Origin of the sequence: Streptomyces sp. SCSIO 30461, assembly GCF_037023745.1 — a bacterium.
Lineage (GTDB): Bacteria > Actinomycetota > Actinomycetes > Streptomycetales > Streptomycetaceae > Streptomyces.
Genome location: NZ_CP146101.1, coordinates 5,743,230 through 5,763,985, shown reverse-complemented (window position 1 = coordinate 5,763,985; position 20,756 = coordinate 5,743,230). Strand labels below are relative to the sequence as shown.

Here is a 20,756-nt window from a genome sequence, read left to right as displayed (position 1 = left end):
GGTCAGGCGCCGGCGAGGAAGTCGCGGCCGCGTTCGTCGAGTTCGGCCACGCACCGAAGGCCACGGGCTCGGAAGCGTGCAAGGTCGCTGCGCATGCGGGAGACCGCCTTTCGGGTGCGGACGGAGCGCACGCCGCCCATGTGGTCGATGGCTCGGTGCCAGGTTGCACAGGCTTGCTCAATGCTGCCGCGCTTGAGGTGCATCTCGGCGCCCGCGACCAGGTCCAGGGCCACGATGCGTGCGTAGGGTTCCGCGGGGCGGGTTGCGGCGGCCAGCGCGTACTGCTCGGCGGCGGATCGGTGGTCTCCCAGGGTCTCGTGGACCTTGGCGGTGCGGGAGTAGACCGACGCGGCCGGTGGACCCCAGGCCAGCGCCCAGAACGGCACCTCGTCGCCGGGAGCACCGGTCAGCAGGATGCGGGCTTGTTCGGCTTCGGCGAGGGCGGCGCGGCGCTTGCCGCTCTTGGCGAGGGTGTGGGCGTGGACGACCCGGAAGAGAGCTTCGGTCTGGGCATCGACATGGCCTTTGGCCCGGTTGAGGCCGGTCTCTGCAAGGCCCAGGCAGTGCTCGGGGCGGTGGAGCTTGAGGCCCTGCATAGCCATGGTGCGCATCACGAACCCGTCGTGGCCGCGCAGGCCGGACTCGGCGGCCAGCGCGTAGGACTGGAGGTAGTAGCGCTGGGCGAGTCCTTGCTGGCCGGCGTCGTAGCTCTTCCAGCCGAGCAGGTGAACGCCGCGGCTGGCGGCGGAGAGCATGTGCTGGCGAACCTCGTCGGTGCGGAATCGTGCCCGGCACAGCGGGGCGACGTCGTCGCGGAGGTAGGTCACCAAGGCGCTGCGGCCGTGCTGTCCGCCGTGGCGTTCGTCCATTTCGGAGAACGCGTTGATCATGTCGCGGACGGCGGTGACCTCGGCCATGCCGACGGTGTGGCTGGTGCGTGCTGCGGTGGTGCGGGCGGCGATGTCCTGGACGTGGGTCAGGGGTAGGGCGGCGGCGGCCACGGAGTAGGCGGAGGCCGTCAGGAAGCGGCGGCGGTCCAACTCGTACCTCCACATGGGCAGCAGGGCGTCCAGCGGGTCGATTCCGAGGGACAGACCGATGGTGTCACTTTCGGGCTCGGCTGTGGAGGGCAGTCCGAGGTCGGCGGGGGTCAGCAGGCGGCCCAGGCGCCGTGAGAGGGCGACCGCGAGGAAGCGGGGGGTGTCCCCGCGGGGTGCGGAGCCGCCGATCCAGTGCTCGATGTTCGACTTGTTCGTGCGTAAGCGTGTGCCGCACTCGGCCGCGACGGCGCAGACAGCCTTGGCCAGCGCCTCGTAGGTGAGGCCGGATTCCGCGATGAGGGCTCTGAGCTGGTCGTTCGGCGTGCGCGTGGTCATGGCACCTGCCTGGGATATACGCGATATACCGCTTGGCCTGCCCGCCACCGTACCGCTGTGAAGCTCCCGGCGGTTGACTCTTCATCAGGCCCGAGCCCGGCGGCCGGCCGTACCAGCGCCGCCCCGGATCTGCTCCTGTGCCCACGTTCTGCGAACCCGTATGGATGCTCCATGCCCTGGGAGGGATCTACATGCACGAACGTGATGACCTCTGGATCGCCGCCGCTGCGTCGGCTTTGCTAGCGGCGGAGTGTGAGCGAGTGCCGATTGACGCACTGACGCTGCGGCGGCCCGACCTGCCGGTGGAGACCGCCTACCGCGTCCAAGCCGCCACGGTGAAGCGACGTGTCGCGGGCGGTGCCCGCATCGTCGGCCACAAGGCCGGCGCGACCTCCCAGGCCATCCAGGAACAGGGGGGCGTCGACGAGCCCGACTCCGGCCTTCTCCTGGACGACATGGTGCTGCCCACCGGAAGCACCCTGCCCTGGGCTGTGCTGATGCAGCCGCGGGTGGAGGCGGAGATCGCCTTCCGGCTCGGCAGCGACCTGGCGGGGCCCCATGTCAGCGTCGAGGAAGCCCGGGGCGCGGTGGCAGAGGTGCTCCTCGCCCTGGAGGTGATCGACACCCGGTACTCGAGCTGGCAGATCACCATCGCCGACAGCATCGCCGACAACGCGTCCTGCGGGCGGGTGGTCACCGGACCGCCGGTGCCCTTGGTGGCGGGCATGGACCTGGCGGCCGAACCTCTGGTCGTCAGCGTCAACGGAACCGCGGTCGCCACGGGGGAGGGGCGGGCCGTGCTCGGTGACCCGCTCCGTGTCCTGGCGTGGCTTGCCGGGAGGCTGCACTGCTTCGGCGACGGTCTGCGGTCCGGTCAGTTGGTCCTGGCGGGGGCTGTTCACGCGAGCTTCCCGTTGGAGGCCCAGAGCACGGTCTACGCCCGCTCGCCGCACCTGCCGCCGGTCGAACTGCACGTGAGTTAGCCCGCAGTGCCCCGTACACCCACCCCCATCCTCCTCTCTGAACGAAGGAGCGGCTAATGGCTGCTGAACAACGACGTCGCGTCGCCGTACTCGGCGCCGGTCTGATCGGGATCGAGCTCGCCGACAGGATCGCCCGATCCCCCCAGCTGGAACTGGCCCTGGTGGCAGGCCGCGACCAGGACAGCCTGGGCCTTTTGCGGGCTGCCGAGATGGGCTATCCGACCACCGCTGGCGGAGTCCACGCCGTCGTGGACGCCGGACCCTTCGACGTAGTCTTCGACGCCACCAACGCCGACAGTCACGCCGAGCACTGGGCGGCTCTGCGTCCGACCCGGGCGAAGCTGATCGACCTGACCCCCACAGGGCTCGGGACGGCCATCGTCCCGGGCGCCACCAGCCACCGTGCGGCGGCCCACCGGCACCTGAACCTGGTCAGCTGCGGCGGGCAGGCATCCATCCCGGTCCTGCACGCCATCGCCCAGCACTGCACCCCCACCTACATCGAGGTGGTCTCCACCGGGGCCAGTGCGAGCGCCGGCCGGGCCACCCGCCTCAACCTCGACCAGTACATCGCCACCACCTCGACCGCGATCCGCACCTTCACCGGAACTCGGGACGTGAAGGTGATGGTCAACCTCAGCCCCGCCCGCCCCGCCCCGCCGTTCCGGGTAGCCATGACCGTCCTCGCCGACGGCATCCGCCCCGCCCCGGTACGCACGCGCATCGAGGCCGCGGCCCAGGCGGTGCGCGCCTACGCGCCTGGGTTCACGGTGACTTCCCTCGCCGTGGAGCCAGGCCGGATCTCAGTCGTGGTCGAGGTAACTGCCTGCGGCGGACGACTTCCCCGCCACGCTGGAAGCGTCGACATCATCAACGCCGCCGCTGTGCTGCTGGCCGAGCAGACGGCCATCTCTCGATGAAGGGAACCATGCTCATGAACAGCAGCACGCCGGACGACCGGCCCCGCATCATCCTTCACGATCCGACCCTGCGTGATGGTCACCACGCGGTCGGCCACCAGCTCGATGCCGATCAGCTCCGCGCCTACGCCGTCGCCGCGAATGCCGCCGGGGTGCCGGTCGTGGAAGTCGGCCACGGCAACGGACTGGGCGCCTCCAGCCTCCAGATCGGCCGCGCCCTGCTCGACGACGCCACCATGCTGACCACCGTCCGCGAGGCCCTCGCCTCGTCGAGGATGGGCGTGTTCATGGCCCCCGGCTGGGGCACCTCCGAGGACCTCGCAGCCGCCGTCCGCCACGGCGCCGACGTCGTACGCATCGCCGCGCACTGCACCGAGGCCGATGTCACCGAACGCCACCTCGGAACCGCCCGCGCCATCGGTGCCGAAGCCCAGGGCGTCCTGCTCATGAGCCACATGGCCAGCCCCGGCCACCTCGCTGAGCAGTGCGCCCTCATGGTGAAGTACGGCGCGCAGGCCGTCGGCATCATGGATTCTGCCGGTCACTACCTCCCCGGCGACGTCATCGAGCGCGTCCGCGCCATCGCTGACGCCGTGGACGTGCCGGTGATCTTCCACGGCCACAACAACCTGGGCTTGGCCGTGGCGAATTCGCTGGCCGCCGTGGACGCGGGGGCGTCCGTCATCGATGCGACCGCCCGCGGGTTCGGCGCCGGAGCGGGTAACACCCAGATCGAAGCCCTCGTGGCCGTCCTCGACCGGCGCGGCTTCGACACCGGGATCGGCCTGCGCGAGATCCTGTCCGCCGCCGACGTCGCCGCCGACCGTCTGATGAAGGCCCCGCCGTCCATCGACTCGATCGCCGTGGCCAGCGGACTGGCTGGGGTGTTCTCCGGCTTTAAGCGACCGGTCCTGGCGGCCGCCCGTGCCCAGGGTGTCGACGTCATCGACCTGTTCCTCGCCCTCGGGGAGCGGCAGATCGTCGCCGGGCAGGAAGACCTGATCGGTGATGTCGCCCGGCAGCTCAAGGCGGGCACGCGATGACCCGGGCCGCCGTGGTGGCCGCAGTCGGCTCCGTGCTCCCCGCATTCGTCGTTTCCAACGAGGACCTGACCGCGCGCCTGGACACCACCGACGAGTGGATCCGCTCACGGACCGGAATCACCCGCAGGCACGTCGCCGGGCAGGAGCAGTCCACCGCCGACCTCGCCGTCCGGGCCGCCACACAGGCTCTCGCCGCCTGCGATTCGGCCACGGTGGACGCCCTGGTCCTCGCCACGACCACGCCTGACCGCTGCTGCCCAGCCACCGCGCCCACCGTCGCCACCCGCCTCGGACTCACCAGCATTCCCGCCTTCGACCTCGCCGCCGGCTGCACCGGCTTCCTCTACGCGATGGCCACCGGCGCCGGACTCATCGCCGCCGACACCACGCGCACGGTCCTCGTCATCGGGGCGGACCGCCTGGCCAGCCTCCCCCACCCCGAAGACCGCACCACCGTCCCCCTATTCGGCGACGGTGCTGGTGCGATGCTGCTCCGCAGCGGCAACGTGGGCGAGCCAGGGGCGCTGGGGCCGGTGGTGCTGGGCAGCGACGGTGCTGGTGCGGACCTGATCCGTGCCGAGCATCCCGGGGCCCTGCACATGGATGGAGCCGACGTCTTTCGCCATGCGGTCCACCACATGTCCGGCGCCTCCAGACAGGCAGTCGCCGCCGCCGGGTGGGACCTTGCGGACGTCGACCGCCTCGTACCGCATCAGGCCAACCACCGCATCACATCCTTCGTCGCTCGCCAGCTCGCAATTCCCGACGGCTGTCTGCTCAGCAATGTGGCCGATGTCGGCAACACGGGCGCCGCGTCCATCCCCCTCCTCCTGGCTCAGGCCGCCACCGAGGGTTGGCTCAAGCCCGGGCACCGCACCCTGCTTACTGCGTTCGGCGCTGGACTGACCTGGGGCGCCCTCACCCTCACCTGGCCCGACCTCTCACGCACCCGCCTTCCGGAGGAAGCCCCATGACCGGTGACCTCGCTCGCATCCTGACCGACGACCTCAACCTGCCCAGCGACCACCTGACCGACGATGCCAGCCTCGACCACGCCGGATTCGACTCCCTCGCTGTTGTCGAACTCTCCGTCCTCCTTCACGGCCGGTACGGCATCGACATCAGCGACGGCGACATCAAGGCCGCCGCCACTCTCGGCCAGCTCGACCGCCTCATCACCACCAAGCGCGACGAAAGGTGAACCACCCATGACTCACACCAGCCGCGGGCCCGGACGGGCCTGGATCATCACCCCCGGCCTGCACACAGACCGCTTCGTCAGCGCGCAAAACTCCGGCGCCGCGGTCGCAGTAGTCGACATCGAGGACTCCGTCGCCCTGGCCGACAAGCAGACCGCCCGCACCTCCTCCGAGATCTTCTTCGCCGTCGATGAGCCTCCGTGCACCCTCGGCATCCGGATGAACAGCCTCACCACGCTCGACGGCCTCAAGGACCTCGTCGCCCTTGCCGCCTACACGACCCGGCCCGACCTGATCGTGGTCCCCAAGGTGGAGTCCCCCCGCGACATCGAGCTCGTCGCCGCCGCCCTCGACGCCGACGGCTATACCCCCGACATCTGGGCCCTGGTCGAAAGCCCCCGTGCCTTCGACCACCTCCCCCAGATCATGAGGGCACCCCGTCTCGGCGGCGTCATCTTCGGCTCCGCGGACTACGCCGCCGCCGTCCGCTGTGGCCTGGGCTGGGATGCCCTCCGCTACGCCCGATCGGCCCTCATCAACGCCGCCACCGCCGCGGACATCCCCGCCATCGACGCCCCCACCTGGGAAATCGACGACCCCGACACCCTGCGCCGTGACGCTGAACGGGCCAAGGAACTCGGCTTCTACGGCAAGGGCTGCGTCCACCCCCGCCACGTCGAGATGATCAACGACGTCTTCACACCCACCGCCGAAGAAGTCGCCCAGGCCCGCACGATCATGGCAGCCGCCGACGCCAGCGGCGGAACGGTGACCACCGTGAACGGGCAGATGCGCGGCACCCCCTTCTTCAACGCCGCCCGTGCGCTCATCGCCGAAGCGGACCGCACGGCATGAGCCCCGGACTGCCACACGGCTACCGCACCATCGGCGAGGACCGGATCCGCGAGAGCGTCGGCCTGTCCTACGACGAGCTCGCCCCCGGCCTGGTCATCGAGCACCGGCCCGGCCGGACCGTCACCGAAGTCGACAGCTTGCTGGGAGCGGCCCTGAGCGGCAACGTCGCCCCCATCCACACCGACGCCCACTACAGCGGCCAGACCCAGTGGGGCCGCATCCTCGTCTGCTCCGGCGTCACCCTCAACCTCGTGGCCGGCATGACTGTCCGCAGCATCAGCGGCCTGACCACCGCCAACCTCGCCGTCGACCGCGTCCGCTTCACCGCCCCCGTCCACATCGGCGACAGCCTCTACGCCGAAACCAGGATCCTCACCCGCCGCCCCTCGGAAAGCAGCCCCGGCAGCGGCGTCATCACCTGCCACACCACGGCTCACAACCAGACGGACACCGACGTCATGGCCTTCAACCGGACCTTCCTGGTCCCCCTGGACGCCGACACCGTCCGCGACGCCACCAACTACTAGAAGGGCGGGCCCGTGAACCAGCAACTCACCTTCACCCCGGCCGATGACAACCTGTGGGAGCAGTACGACCAGCTCGCCACCCGCGCCTACGGCCACCCAATCGGCGATATCACCCACCTGCGCGAACATGCCGACCTCCAAGTCGCCATCCGCGGCAGCCGCGTCGTCGCCGGCGGCCTCGGCCTCCTCGTCGACCAGTTCTTCGGCGGCGCCCCCGTCCCCAGCGCCTGCCTCGGCGACGGCTGCGTGGCCCCCGAGGAGCGCGGCGACCACCTGGCAGCCGACATGACCGCCAATCGACTACGCCCTCTCATCGACCGCGGGGCGGTCATCTCCACTATCGTCACCTCCTCCACCGGCTACGCCCGGCGCCTCGGCTGGGAGGCCCCGGTCGACGTCCTCGCCTGGGCGACATCGACCGACGACCTCCGGCGGTCCTTCATCAGCGAGGACTTCGAGGTCGAGCACGGTCTCACCGACGCAGCCGAACTCCTCCAGCAGCAGCTCGCCCGGCAATGGAACGGACCCGTCCACCGGCCCACTTGGTGGACCCGGTGGAAGCAGGACAAGAGCAACCTCACCGCATACCGTTTCGCTCGCCCCGGCCACACCACTACCGGCCTGCTCACCCTGGCGACCAAACGACACGAGCGCCACGGCATGATCCTGGTCGTCCACGACTTCTGGGCCGCCGACCAGCCCACCGCTGCGGCCATGCTTGCCTTCCTCGGCCGCCACAACACCCGCGCCCGAACCATCGAGTTCCGCCGCGGGGTGCTCCCCCCGTACCCCACTCTGCTCCACGGCCTCCGCCACCACCGCCCAACCGCCGAAGCCTGGCACCCCTGGATGCTCCGCATCCTCGACACCCCCGACGCCATCCGCCTCCGCGGCTGGCCTACCGACCTCACCGCTGCCGTGCCGATCGAAATCGAGAATCCGGCTGGCGGCTCGGCCCGGTGGATGTTGCAGATCGAAGACGGAGCAGCCGAAATCTCTCCCACTCACATCCACGCGCAGGTGACCCTCACACAACGCCAGCTCGCGGTTTGGTACGCCGGCGGATACCGGTCCACCACCGCAGCCCGTACGGCCGGAGTCCACGCCGTATCGGATGACACGCTTGCGACCCTTGTCCGCAGCACGACACAGTTCGAGCCCTGGCTACCCGACCACTTCTAGCGCTTTTACCCTGGCCGACCTCGTCATCGGCCGGGGCCACTACCTGGCCGAGCTCGACGCCAATTGCGCCCTCCCAGGCCAACGCCTACAGCGGCAAGCGCTACGTCACGTCGCTGAACCCGACGCTTTCGGCCAAGGTTATCGACCCCGACGGCTCCGTCACCAAGGCGCAGTTCGAGGTCACCCCGACCCGGCCTACGCCGACACTACCTACACCTATACAGGCACTTCGGCCTCGGTGGCCTTCGGCTCCACCGCCAGCCACAAGATTCCCACGGCGAATGCCTTCCCGGTCAGCAGTCACCTGCGCTACCGGGTGCGGGCTTATGACGGCACCAACTACGGTGTTTGGAGCGGCTACACCGCCTTCGTCCTGAACACTGGACTGCCCGCCGCGCCCGTCATCAGCTGCGGCACCTATACCCAGAACGGGTGGACGGCCAAGGCGTCCAACGCGGTCAACTGCACCCTGGACACCAGCTCCACCGAAGGCGCCGGCTACCTCTGGGGCCTGGACAACTCCAGCCTCCCCAACAAGACGCTGGACACCACCAACGGCAACGGCGGTGACGTCCAGACCGTGTCCATCGACCCGGCCGATGGCTGGCACACTCTGTACGCTCGAAACCATCCCCTGTCGGAGAAGCCGTGTCCGCGCTGATCGGGGGCCACGACACGCCAGTCGGGAAACAGCGCCCGTGCGAGTTGGGTGAAGGTGTGGCCCTCATTGAAGTGCCCGTGCAGCGCGAGTACTGGCTGCCCCGGACCGCCGAAGTCGAGGTAGGACAGGCGGCGCCCGTCCACCGTCATGGCTGCACGTATCGGCTCGAACTCAGATATCGACATCACGAAGGTCAGCCTGCCACTCGGACGGTGTCACACCGAACCGGACCGTCTCACCTGGCCCTGTTCCCGGAGCCCGGGAACAGGGAACAACCGGCGACAGCTACAAGGCAGCGTGAGGCGGGACACCGACCCTGACTGCTGCTATCGCTCCCAAGGTCGTTAGCGTCCTCCCCGCCGCCTGCGGCGGTAGCTCGGGAGGCATATATGCCCGAGAACACCAGGTATGCCGTCCCCGCGCGAGCCTGACCAACGCGGACCCCACGCCCCGTCCTGCCCCGATCCGGAACCTGCTGGCCAACGATCCCTCAACCTGACAACGCCCGACCCACCGACCCATCGGCACGGCCGGGTAAGGCCGGACCCCGTTCATCCGCGACCGCCGGACCGCCCCCGTATCCGGGCGGCGCGCTGTTGGAGGCGCACACGCCGCTCCGCGGCCTCCGTGTTTTGTGGCTCCGGCGTCGCGTGCTCCCGGATCGCCGCGGTCAGCGCGCGAACCGTCCGCGCGCTCCAGACGAGGTGCGGGGGCACCCGCCGGTCCATCGACTCCGAGATGCGGGCAGCGAGCGCCAGCGCCGTCATCGAGTTGCCCCCGAGATCGAAGAAGTCGTCGTCGACTCCGACGTGCGACAGGCCCAGCGCCTCGGCCCACAGCTCGCTCATCGTGCGGTGCAGGTCGTCGGTCGGCCGCACGCCAAGGGCCTCGTCGTTACCGGAGGCACGTCCGGCAGCGATCAGCGCCCGGACGTCCAGCTTGCCGTTGGGCGTCATTGGGAAGGCGTCGACGACGAGTACGCGGTCGGGCAGCAGATAGGACGGCACGCGGCGGGCGAGCCAGGCGCGCAGCGCCGGACCGTCGTGGTCCGCCCCGGCCGACGCGTGCCGCTCTACGGCCGACATCAGTCGGCGGACCCCCATGTCCTCCTGCGGGTAGGCCGCCGCGCGGCGAATCGCCGGGTGGGCTTCCAACGCCGCTTCCACCTCGGTCGGTTCCACGCGGAACCCGCGGATTTTCAGCTGGCGGTCGACGCGCCCCAGGTACTCCACGGTTCCGTCGGGCAGGAGCCTGCCCCGGTCACCGGTGCGGTAGGCGCGGGGGGACCCGTCCAGGGGCAGTCTTACGAAGCGGTCGGCTGTGGCTGCGGGATCGCCCACGTAACCCGAGGCGAGTCCGCTGCCAGTGACGACGATGTCCCCGGGCATCCCGACCGGCACGGGACGCAGTGCCTCGTCCACGACGGCGACCCCGGAGCCGGTGACCGGTTCGCCGACAGGCAGCGACCGCAGGTGTCCGACCGGTCCGGTGACCCGGTAGCAGCAGGAGAACGTGGTGTTCTCCGTCGGACCGTATCCGTTGAGCAGCACCCCTTCGCCCACGTGTGCACGCGCGTGGTCGATCAGGGAGGGGGGCACGGCCTCACCGCCCACCAGCAGGTGGCGCATCCGACCGAGGCGTTCGGGCGCCGCCTCCAGCATCCTTGCGAACAGCGTGGTCGTGAAGAATCCTGTGGTCGCGCCATGGCGTTCGAGTGCCGCGCAGAGTAGCGCGGGGTCGCGCAGTTCGGCGCGCGACGGGACGACGACCGTGCCCCCGTTGGCGAGGGCGCCCCAGATCTCCAGGGTTGCGGCGTCGAAGGACGTGTTGGCGACCAGGAAAGTCCGGTCCCGGTCCGTCATCGGCAGTGTCCGGCTCCGGTGGACCAGCCGGACGACGGCGCGGTGAGGGACGCCGACGAGCTTGGGCTCTCCGGTGGAGCCGGAGGTCGGCATCAGATAGGCGAGATCCTCTGGCCCTGGCGCCGTGCCGGGCGCTGTGGTGAGGTCCCGCGTCTGACCCCCAGGGGCGGTGTTGTTGTCTAGCAGCAGTGTCCTTGTGCCGGGAGGCAGTTGGGTCGGGGTGGGCGCGTCGAGCAGCCCCGGGCGGGTGACGCAGACCCGTACGCCGGCCCGGCGTACGAGGTCCGCCAGCCGGGTCGGGGCGTGTTCCGGGGCGAGCGGGAGATAGGGGCAGCCGGCCCGGACCACGGCGAGCAGTGCGGCGAGCAAGTCTGTGCTCTTGTCCAGGACCACGGCGACCGGTGTGCGCCCGCGGACCGTCTCCGTGGGCAGGCGGGCACCGATCAGGTTGGCGCGGGCGCCGAGTTCGGCGTAGGAGACCCGTCTGTCGCCGTCGATCACGGCGGTCGCCTCCGGGCGGTCCCGCAATTGTGCCTCGAACAGGTCCACTAGGCTGAGCGGGGCGGCCGGAGTATGACGTAGGGCGGCGGCGACGGTCTCCTGCTCGGCGGCCGACAGCGACGGCAGCGAGGGCAACGGGGTCGTCGGAGCGGCCACGGCGTGCTCCAGAAAGGCGGCGAACGCGTCGGCGCACCGGTCGAGCCCCCCGTCGAGCGTGGTGGAGGCGTCGCAGACCCATTGCAGTCGCGTCGGTGTGCCGTCGTCTCCCTCGTCGAGGAAGACGGTGAGGTCATACAGGGCGTTGGAGAGGGACATCGACCGGCGCGCGCCGTCTGGGCCGGTCGCCCCGCGGGCGCGCTGGGCCAGCACCACTCGGGTTGCGGCGGAGCGCGCCTCGGCTGCGGCGGGCAGCAGGTCCAGCATGTCCTCGAACGGCAGCCCGCCGTGTTCCAGTGCCGCGGCAACGGTGTCGCGGACAATCGTGAGGTATTGGTCGAACCGGGTGACGGGGCCCAGGGGCGCCGGGTCGCGCACCGGCAGCAGATTGACGAAGTGGCCCAGGGAGCGGGGGAGCCCGAGCGCTTCGCGGCGTGAGACGGCGATGGTCACGGCACGATCGCCGACGGCTCCCCGCAGACCGAGGAACGCCTTCAGCGCGGCCAACACCACGACGAACGGGGTGGTGCGTCCGGCGCGGGCGGCCTCCCGTATTTCCTGCCACACGACCTCTGGAACGTCCCGGTCGATGCGCAGGGTACGGGCCGGGCCGGCATCGGCCCGGATCGGTTCGGGGAGTGGACGGTGGTCCTCCAGCCCGGTCAGCGCGGTGCGCCAGTAGTCCGTCAGCGCCTCCTGGCGCTCCTGGTCCGGTGCGGGCGCGCGGGCGGCCGCGACGGGGCCGGGGACCGGCTCCGTGACGCCGTCGACCCGGCCGTCGTATGCGTCGAGCAGTTCGCTCTCCAGGACGGCCGTGGACTCCCCGTCCAGGACGAGGTGGTCGGCGGCTAGGAGAAGGGCGGCCCCGCCGGGCATGAGTAGCAGTTCGGCCGACCAAGCGGCGGTGGTGACGTCGAAGCGTCTCTCCAGCAGTTCGGTCATCCGCTGCTCGACGGCGTGCTCTCCCGGGACGTGCCCGGTCGGCAGGGAAACCGGCCCGGGCGCGGTCACCCGCTGGCGCGGCCGCGCGTCGGCCTCGACGGTGAAAACGGTACGTAGTGTCTCGTGCCGGTGCACGACCGTCTCCCAGGCGGACCGGACCCGTTCGGGGTCCACCGCGCCGTCCATCCGGACTGCGTGCACCACTGTCGTTCCCGCCGAACCGGGGTGCAGCTCCCGCCACGCCCACAGACCCTCCTGGCTCCGGGTCGCCGGATGGGTGCCCGGTTCGGCCGCGTACAGCGTGTTCTGGGTAACACTGCTCTGCGGGTTCGCGGTCACCAGGGCACGGACCGTGCGCGTCTTCAGGATGTCCGCGGCGCCGGTGGGGAACCCCTGGTCGCGCAGGGCGGCGGCAATCCGGACGGCGTCGAGCGAGGTGCCGCCCAGCCAGTGGAAGTCGTCCTCGACGCCGATCCGGTCGAGCCCCAGGACGTCCGCCCAGACGTCCGCCACCGTCCGTTCCACCGGAGTGGACGGCTCGGTGGCCACCGGGCCGTCGAGCGGACGGGCGCGATCGGCGGCGGTCAGGGTTGCCGTGTCGACCTTTCCGTTGGCCGTGAGCGGAAGGGTGGGTACGACCAGGACGCGGGAGGGCACCATGTGGGCGGGCAGCCGGTCGGCCAGAAGGGCGCGAATCTCGGTGGCGGTGGTCCGGGCGTCTCCTTCGACCGCGGCTGTCAGCCGACGCCGACCCTCGCCACCCACCGTCAGCACCAGGCCCCGGCGCACGCCGGGGAGGGAGTTCAGCACGGCCTCGACCTCACCGGGCTCGACCCGGAACCCGTTGATCTTGACCTGGTGGTCCAGGCGTCCGCAGAACTCCAGTGCGCCGCCGGGCAGCCGGCGCCCCAGGTCACCGGTCCGGTAGGCGCGCCCCCAGGGCGAATCGGTGAACCGTCTGCCGGTGTCGTCCCCGGCGTCGAGATAGCCGTGGGCCAGGCAGGCTCCGAGGACGATAATCTCGCCGGTCGTCCCGTCGGCGACCGGCTTCAGGTGCTCGTCGACCAGGCGGATCTCCGAGCCCTTCACCGCGCGGCCGATCGGGACGCGCCAGGCAGGGTCGGTGCTTTGACGGAAGAGGTGAAGCGTCGCGGTGACGGTGGCCTCCGTTGGACCGTACCCGTTGACGGCCCGCAGACCGGGGCAGAGAGCGGTCAGTTCCGCCAGCGTGCCCTGGGGGATCGGCTCGACGCCCACGAGCACGCGGTCGAGGGCCGCGCTGTCCGCCGCTGCATGTGCAGCGGCGACGAGCGGGGCGAGCAGTCCGGGGGCCACGTATGCGCTGGTGATGCCGCGTGTGGTCAGGCACTCCCACAAGGTCGCGCCGTCGGTGAGCGCCGCCGGGCCGGGCACGTGCAGCGTTCCTCCCCGGGTGAGGACGGAGAAGATCTCCCAGACGGACACGTCGAACGACGGGGGGGCGAACAGCGTACCGACCGGCCGGGCTAGGGGAGGGGCCAGGTCGTCGAAGGAGTCGAGCATGGCGAGCACAGACGCGTGCCCGACCACGACACCCTTTGGGCGGCCGGTCGACCCGGAGGTGTACATCACGTACGCGGCTGGGTCCCCGTCCATTGCGGGCAGCACGGAACCGGTACCCAGGTCCTCCGTCGGGCGCTCCACCGCGCACGCGGCGTCCTCGTCCCCTTCCGTGTCAGGGGCAGCGGTCACCACGGCAGCGGGCCGCAGGTCGGTCAGCAGCATGTCCCGGCGCGCGGTCGGGAGAGCGGGGTCGACGACGCAGTACGCAGCGCCCGCCCGCACCACCCCCAGTAGGGCCGTCACTGTCCGCGCCGTCCTCCCGCCGACCACGGCCACACGGGAACCCGGGCGCACGTCGAGCGCGGACAGCTGCTCGGCTACCGAGTCGACACGGGCGGACAGTTCGGCGTAGGTCAGGGAGCGGCCCGCAGCGTCCACCAGCGCGGGCCGGTCGGGAATGCGCCGCACATACGGCTGCCAGGCTCCGTCGAGCGTGCGATCACGGTCGCCAGTGGATGTCACGGGGTCGCTCCATTCGGGTGGTCGATGCCCTCCGCGCGCGTCGCCCGCGCCGCCCGGGCGAAGCGGCGCGAGAAGCGCTCGCCGGCGGGGCGGGTCCGGCCCGCCGCCGGGTCGGTCACGGGTGCCTGAGCCCCGTGCTCGGCGAACGAGGTAAGGAAGTGGCAGACGCGGTCCAGCATGGTCTGCACGGACGCGGGCCGGTAGCGGTCGGCGTCGTACAGCACATGGATGAGAAGCCCGTCACCGCGCGGCAGGAACTCCACGGCCAGCGGGAACTTGGCGGTTGCCGGGAGCGGGAGGTCGAGAGAGGCCATCCGGTCGGTCCCGCCTGCGTCGGTATCGAACATCGTCGCGATCACCGAGAAGAGCGGAGCACCGTCCCGCCCGGCGGCCCGCACCACGTCCACAAAGGGAACCTCCGCGTGCGCGACGGCACGGGTGAAGCTTTCCTTGATCCGGGACACCACGCTTCCCGCAGTCGCGTCCGGGCCGTCCGAGCCGAGCGGGTCCAGGACCAGCACCACCGGGTCGACGAACATGCCCACGACCTCCTCCAGATCCGGCCGCCTGCGATTGGCCAGATTGGTCCCGATGACGATCGTGCTTTCTCCCGTCCACCAGCCGAGGGCGAGAGACAGTGCGGTCAGCGCCGCGGTGTACAGCGTCGCCTGCCGGCCGCGTGCCTCCGCACGCAACAGGTCCAGAGTCCCGCGCGGCAGCAGACGGGTCGCCACGGCGACCCCGCCCCGGCCGGGCCCTTCCGGAGCGACGTCCGGATCGTCCGGAGGAGTCGTCGCCACCGTCCCCTCCAATGTCCGTTGCCAGTACTCCAGTCGGGGGGAGTGGTCGGGATGTGCGCGCTGGTCCTGCTCCCACTGGACGAAGTCCCGGTAGACCGCCGCAGGCGGTGCGACGGCCCGTCCATTCGCCAGGAACTCCTTGATGTCATCGTGGATGAGCCGGACCGACCAGGCGTCTACCGACATGTGGTGGCACACGAACACCAGGTCCACCGTCTGCTCACCGCGTACGAGCAGCACCCGCGTCGAACCGGTGCCCAGGTCGAAGGGGCGCCCGACGACGTCGCGGGCGGCCGTCAGGAAGGAGCCGCCCGGGTCGGCGGGATCTGTACGTACCTCCTCGACGGGCACGTCCTCGGCCTTCAGCAGGACGGAGCCGGGCCGCCCGTCCTCGCGGGCGCGGTACGCCGTGCGCAGCACCGGATGGCGTTCCAGCAGGACGAGCACGGCGGCGCGGGCCCGCTCCGCCGAGGTGCCGGGCGGCAACCGCCACCCGAAGGGCACGTTGTAGCCGGGGCTGCTCGGGTCGAGTTCGGCGAGATACCAGAGCCGCTCCTGAATGGTGGAGAGTGTGTGGTCCGCCACGGCGGGGGCGGCGGGAACGGTCGTCGGGTCCGCTCCCGCGGAGTGGGCCTCCATCAGGGCGGCCAGTTCGGCGACCGACCCCGCCGCCAGGAGCGTCCCCAGGGAGACGGTGCCGTCTGTGACGGGCCGCAGTCTCGCAGCGATCTGCATCATCTGGAGGGAGTCGATACCGAGCCCGGTTAGGCTCTGTTCCGTATCCACTGCCAGGTGCCCCGTCACCTCGGCGATGGTCCGCGCCACGGTTTCCTCCGCGGACGATCCCTGCCCGCGCAGGCCAGCTGCCCGCGCCTCGGCGACCGCTTCCAGATCCGCGTGCACCAGGTCCAGGCGCTCCTCCGGGGAGCGGAGCGTGGCTGCCAGGACGGGTGCAGAGCAGCGGAGTGCCCGGCGCAGCAGGGCCGCTCCGTCGTCCGAACCGAGTCCGTCCGTGACCGTCCGGCCGTCCGTGGTCCAGCCGTCCCAAACCAGGGACACCCACGGGCGCCCGCTGTCACGGGCCGTGCGGGCCGCGAGGGCGTCCAGGTAGGCGTTGGCGCTGACGTATGCGCTGAAACGCACCGCGCCGATGACGGTGGACAGCGACGAGAACAGCATGACGAAGTCGTAGTCCCGGCCCTCCAGCGCGGTAACGAGGTGCGCCGCTGCGCGGACCTTGGCGCGGGCGACGTCCGCCGCGGAGTCCTCGTCAAGGTCCTCGAGGAGGGGGAAGTCCTCGATGGTGGTGTGGGCGGCCAGGTGGAAGATGCCGTCGACCCTGCCGTGCTGGCGGACCAGGGCGTCCAGGGCGCCCGACAGGGCCTGCGGATCGGACGCGTCGAGGCTCTGCTCGGTGACCGTGCACCCGCGGGCGCGCGCCCTCTCCAGCAGCCGCTCCTCGTGCGCCGACCGGGCTCGTCCCGGTCGGCGTCCGGCCAGGACGACATGGGCCCGCACCTCGGCCGCGACCGCCGCCGCCACCACCGGCCCCAGACGGCCGGTGCCGCCCAGAACGAGATAGACACCGCCGTCGCGGAAGGGGGAGACACCGGTCGCAGCCGCGGGCTCGTAGGAGCGCCGGTAGCGCACTCCACCGCGGTGCGCGCTATCCCTCACACCGTCTGACACCAGTTCGGCCGCCAAGAACTCGGCCTCGGTCCGCGGATCCGTGCCCTCGGCACCAGCGGGGGCCAGGTCGGTCAGGCGGACCGAGAGTCCGGCCCGCTCGTGGGGTGCGCAGCGCACGGCGCCCACCACGGCGGCGACGGCGGGATCGGCACCCTCCCCGGGCAGTACGGCGAAGGCTCCCCGAGTGACGGCCAGAACCCGTGAGGCGCCGGACCTCTCCCAGGCGGCCGCCGGATCCAGCAGCCCCCTGCGCAACCACGCCCTGAGCCCTTCCTCGTCGGCGAGGTCGACCGTGGAAGGCGGCAGAGTGGCCGTCAGATCCACGCACACGTCGGCTACGTCGTCCGGCAGGGCCGTGGTGTTGACGGGACCGGGCTGACGGACCCGCACACCGCGTCGCTCCAGGGCCTCCGCGAGCGCGGTGGCCAGCTCGCCCCCGCCGCACACGGCCACCGTGCCGGGCAGCGAAGAGCCATCGGACACGTGGAGGGGCGCGGGCCGCCACATCGGCGCGCTCACATCCCCGGCCCCCGTGTCGTCGGGAACCCCGACAGCGGCGGGGACCGCTGCGCGGGGCGGCACATGGTTCCAGAAGCGCCTGCGCCGGAAGGGATAGGCGGGCAGGGAGACGAAACGCTCCGCAGACGTGCCGTTGGCGGCGTCCAGGTCGATCGGGAGGCCCTGGGTCCACAGCCGGCCGAGGGCCGACAGCAGGGCCGACTCGGCGTCGGTGTCCGGGTCGCCGCCGAGGCTGACCGCGCGCCCGGGATCGTCGCAGGCCCGCCCGGCCAGAATGGTGAGCGCCTGACCGGGGGACGCCTCGACGAAGTGGCGGCAGCCGGAGGCGAGCAGTGTCTCCATGGCTTCGCGGAAGCGGATCGGCCGAAGCAGGTGACGCGCCCAGTGCTCGGGGTCGGCCAGCTGGCCGGGGGTCGTCCAGGTGCCGGTCAGCGTGGAGACGACCGGCCGGGTCGCCTCCTGCGGGCGCGCCTCGGCGACCGCCCGCGCGAGCCGCTCCCCAGCCTCCTCCATCAGCGCACTGTGCGGAGCGATGCGTCCCGGCAGGATCCGGGCCCGCACACCGCTTTCGCCGAACCGCCGCACCTGCACGTCGGCGAGCGCGGCGGGCCCGCTGACGAGAGTCCGGCCGGGGGCGTTGTCCCCGGCGACTTCCATACCGGGAAGCAGCAGCTCGGCCGCTTCCGAGGCAGAGCAGGCGACGCCGATCATCCGGCCGTCCGGTGTCGCAGCCATCGCCGCCTCACGCACGGTGAGAACCCGCATGAGGCCCGCGTGGTCGAACACTCCGGCCAGGTGGGCAGCCGCGTACTCGCCGATGCTGCTGCCGCACAGCACGGCCGCCGACGCGCCGAGATGCTCGCCCAGCCGGGCCAGGGCGACCTGGACGGCAGCGAGGGACGGCTGGTGGGCGAAGGCCCGCACGAGCGGGTCCCGTCCGCCGACCCCGTCCAGCAGGGTGGTCGTCGAACAGCCGAGGACATCGGCGAACTGCTCGATCTCCGTCCGGAAGACAGGGTGGCGGCGCATCAGGGCCTCGGGAGCATAGGCGACTTCCGCTCCCTGGCCAGGGAAGAGGAGCGCGAGACCTCCGGGTTCGGGGTCGGCCGTCCGTACAGGCGGCAGCGCGTCGAGACTTCCCTCCGTGTACCGGCCGCCGAGCACCACCGAGGCGCGGAGAGGACGGGCCCGGCGTCCGGCCGCCAGGGTGTGGGCGATTCGAGCCGCAGAAGCGGGTGCCTCGTGCAACCGCCGGTCCAATGCCTCGCCCCAGCGGGCCAGCGTCCGCGGGCCGTGGGCGGACAGCGGGAGCACCAGCGGTCGGTCTATGTCGGCCTCGTCCACCGGACGTTCGGCATCCGTCGGGAGGTGCTCCTCGACGATGACGTGGGCATTGGTGCCGCCCACCCCGAAGGAGCTGACACCCGCGCGACGGGGATGCGGGGGCCGCCACTCCTCCGTCTCCACAGGGATGCGGAACGGTGAGTCGGTCAGATCGATGTCCGGATGGGGCGAGTCGCAGTGCGACAAGGGGGGCACGACACCCTCGCGGACCGCGTGGACGGCCTTGATCAGCCCTGCGGCTCCGGCCGCGCGGTCGAGGTGGCCGAAGTTCGCCTTGAGCGAGCCGACGGCGCAGAAACCCGTGCGGTCGGTGAAGAGCGAGAACGCCTCCGTCGCGGCCTGCAGTTCGATCGGGTCGCCGATACGGGTGCCGGTCCCGTGCGCCTCCAGGTAACCGATGGTCTCCGCAGGAACGTCCGCCACCGCCAGTGCCGAGGCGATCACCTCGGCCTGTCCCTGGACGGCGGGGGCCATGAAACCGGACTTCGCCCGGCCGTCGTTGTTAGTCGCGGTCGCCCGGATGACCGCATGCACGGTCCGGCCCTGGTCCAGGGCATCCCCGAGCCGTTGTAGGACAACGACGGCGCTGCCGTATCCTGGCACGGCGCCGCTGGCCCGTGCGTCAAACGGGCGGCAGTAGCCGTCCGGTGAGGCGATCATGCCTTCCTGGTGGACGTACCCCAGGTGCTGGTCGGGATCAACGGAGACACCACCAGCGAGGGCCACGTCGCTCTGCCCCGCGCGCAGACTCTGACAGGCCATGTGCACGGCGACCAGCGACGAGGAGCACGCCGTCTGCACATTCACCGCCTCGCCCCGCAGATCCAGCAGGTATGCGACCCGGGTGGCGAGGAAGTCGGGCGCATTGGCGATCATCTGCTGGTAGCGGCCGTTCTCATCGTCCGCGCACGGAGGGGCCGGCCGGTACCGGCTCTGCGCGGCGGCCGCGTACACCGAGACCAGCGTCTCCTCGTCCGGGACGACGGCGGCTTCCTCCAGCGCGGTCCAGCAGTCCTCCAGAAACAACCGGTGCTGGGGGTCGAGCAGTTCAGCCTCGGAGGGTGTTACACCGAACGCCTCGGCGTCGAAGAGGTCGGGCGCCGTGACCAGACCTCCGGCTGGCACCCGGTTACTCGAGTTGCCGGTCTCCTTCCAGCGGGAGATCCGGTCGGCACCCGTACGGCACGACTCCCAGAAGGAGTTCACCCCGTCCGACTGGGGGAAGTGACCGGCCATGCCGATCACGGCGATGTCGTGGTCCCTGTCCGTCATGGGGTTCCTCCGGGAACGGGGGTGCTCCCTCCGGCGGAGGCAGCGGTGAGCAGAGGCGTGAGGATTGCACCGAGCGCGGCCACGTTGCCGGGTGCCATCAGGCCGTGGTGCGTGCCCGGCGCCCAGAGGGTCTCGGGCGGTCCGCCGAGAACCTCGGACCAGCCCAGGTCTTCGGGCGCGTCGTACCAACCTGGCTCGTCCCGGGCACGGAGCAGCACGACGGGTGCAGACGGCACCCGCGGCCGGGGCCCGCAGCGGGCCGCCCGCAGATGCCAGGCGTATACCTCGGCGAAGGGCTCCAGGTCCTCGGACGTGACGCCCCTCGTGGCAGGGAGGGTACGCAGCGCCTCCGCCACGACGTGCAGTGCCTCCGGCACGGTCGCCGCCACCGTGTCCGGCGGGAGCAGGCCGGGGGCCAGCTCGAAGAGCGCCGCCATCTCGTGGAGGAGGGACGGTGTCCGAGAAGCGAGCAGGGCAGGGGTCGCGGCGTCCAGCAGTACGACGACCTCGACGGTCCGTCCGGCCTGCTCGGCGAGCGTGGCCATCTCCATCGCGACGGGCCCGCCGAAGGACCAGCCCGCCAGTCGCAGCGGGTCGGTGTGCTCTTCCATCTGCGACCAGTAGTCGGCGGCGAGGGCCGCCACCGAGCAGCGTTCCGGCGGCCCCGCCTCCAGGTTTTCCAAGGCGAGGACCGTTCCGTGGCCTCCCAGGTGGCCGGCTAGCCGACGGAATCCGGTGGCCAGCCCGCTCGCGGTGTGGACAAAGACCGTCGTGGACCCGCTGCCGGAGCGGAGCGTGAGGAGGTTGTCGGTCATCGGGCCCTCGCCGCAGACGCCTGCCCGGGGCCGTCGGGCCTGTCCG

General features: G+C 71.3%; 13 protein-coding genes and 1 pseudogene. 9 read left to right on the top strand and 5 right to left on the bottom strand.

The genetic code is table 11. From position 1 onward, the window contains the following. Window positions 1-2: 2 nt before the first annotated feature. Entirely contained in the window at window positions 3-1,376 is a 1,374-nt protein-coding gene (locus V1460_RS25855) for a hypothetical protein (protein ID WP_338676014.1), read from the bottom strand. A 191-nt stretch (window positions 1,377-1,567) separates the two neighbouring features. On the opposite strand from V1460_RS25855, the gene V1460_RS25850 reads away from it, so the two are divergent. The 9 genes from V1460_RS25850 to V1460_RS25810 all read left to right on the top strand — a co-directional run bounded on the left by V1460_RS25850 (window position 1,568) and on the right by V1460_RS25810 (window position 8,746). Continuing rightward, window positions 1,568-2,359, top strand: coding sequence for a fumarylacetoacetate hydrolase family protein (locus V1460_RS25850; protein ID WP_338676013.1), 792 nt, complete (start codon window positions 1,568-1,570; stop codon window positions 2,357-2,359). A 56-nt stretch (window positions 2,360-2,415) separates the two neighbouring features. Beyond that, entirely contained in the window at window positions 2,416-3,279 is an 864-nt protein-coding gene (locus V1460_RS25845; protein WP_338676012.1) for an acetaldehyde dehydrogenase (acetylating), read from the top strand. Between the two features lie 14 nt (window positions 3,280-3,293). Further along, complete coding sequence (gene dmpG, locus V1460_RS25840) at window positions 3,294-4,322, top strand: 4-hydroxy-2-oxovalerate aldolase (RefSeq protein WP_338676011.1); 1,029 nt, start codon at window positions 3,294-3,296, stop codon at window positions 4,320-4,322. Then, window positions 4,319-5,296 carry a beta-ketoacyl-ACP synthase III gene (locus tag V1460_RS25835; RefSeq protein WP_338676010.1) on the top strand — a complete coding sequence of 326 codons (978 nt, stop codon included), beginning with the start codon at window positions 4,319-4,321 and terminating at the stop codon, window positions 5,294-5,296. Before dmpG ends, V1460_RS25835 begins: the two co-directional genes overlap by 4 nt. Further along, window positions 5,293-5,523, top strand: coding sequence for an acyl carrier protein (locus V1460_RS25830; RefSeq protein ID WP_338676009.1), 231 nt, complete (start codon window positions 5,293-5,295; stop codon window positions 5,521-5,523). Before V1460_RS25835 ends, V1460_RS25830 begins: the two co-directional genes overlap by 4 nt. Window positions 5,524-5,530: 7 nt before the next feature. Further along, window positions 5,531-6,376: a CoA ester lyase gene (locus V1460_RS25825; RefSeq protein WP_338676008.1), complete on the top strand. Its 846-nt coding sequence runs from the start codon at window positions 5,531-5,533 to the stop codon at window positions 6,374-6,376. Beyond that, complete coding sequence (locus tag V1460_RS25820) at window positions 6,373-6,903, top strand: MaoC family dehydratase (RefSeq protein WP_338676007.1); 531 nt, start codon at window positions 6,373-6,375, stop codon at window positions 6,901-6,903. The genes V1460_RS25825 and V1460_RS25820 overlap by 4 nt, the downstream gene beginning before the upstream one ends. A 12-nt stretch (window positions 6,904-6,915) precedes the next feature. Next, a complete protein-coding gene (gene eis, locus V1460_RS25815; protein WP_338676006.1) occupies window positions 6,916-8,085 on the top strand; it encodes a GNAT family N-acetyltransferase in 1,170 nt (389 codons plus the stop codon). Between the two features lie 238 nt (window positions 8,086-8,323). Then, entirely contained in the window at window positions 8,324-8,746 is a 423-nt protein-coding gene (locus tag V1460_RS25810) for a hypothetical protein (RefSeq protein WP_338678403.1), read from the top strand. Between the two features lie 8 nt (window positions 8,747-8,754). Here the strand turns inward: V1460_RS25810 and V1460_RS25805 are convergent. From V1460_RS25805 to V1460_RS25790, 4 genes and pseudogenes are all read right to left on the bottom strand, one after another. Further along, window positions 8,755-8,895: pseudogene (locus V1460_RS25805) on the bottom strand (alpha/beta fold hydrolase); the annotation flags it as partial. 402 nt (window positions 8,896-9,297) lie between these two features. Beyond that, on the bottom strand, window positions 9,298-14,271 hold the full coding sequence (locus tag V1460_RS25800) for an amino acid adenylation domain-containing protein (protein ID WP_338676005.1): 4,974 nt from the start codon (window positions 14,269-14,271) through the stop codon (window positions 9,298-9,300). Beyond that, complete coding sequence (locus V1460_RS25795; RefSeq protein ID WP_338676004.1) at window positions 14,268-19,895, bottom strand: beta-ketoacyl synthase N-terminal-like domain-containing protein; 5,628 nt, start codon at window positions 19,893-19,895, stop codon at window positions 14,268-14,270. The genes V1460_RS25800 and V1460_RS25795 overlap by 4 nt, the downstream gene beginning before the upstream one ends. Further along, on the bottom strand, window positions 19,892-20,710 hold the full coding sequence (locus V1460_RS25790; RefSeq protein ID WP_338676003.1) for a thioesterase domain-containing protein: 819 nt from the start codon (window positions 20,708-20,710) through the stop codon (window positions 19,892-19,894). The genes V1460_RS25795 and V1460_RS25790 overlap by 4 nt, the downstream gene beginning before the upstream one ends. Window positions 20,711-20,756: the final 46 nt, after the last annotated feature.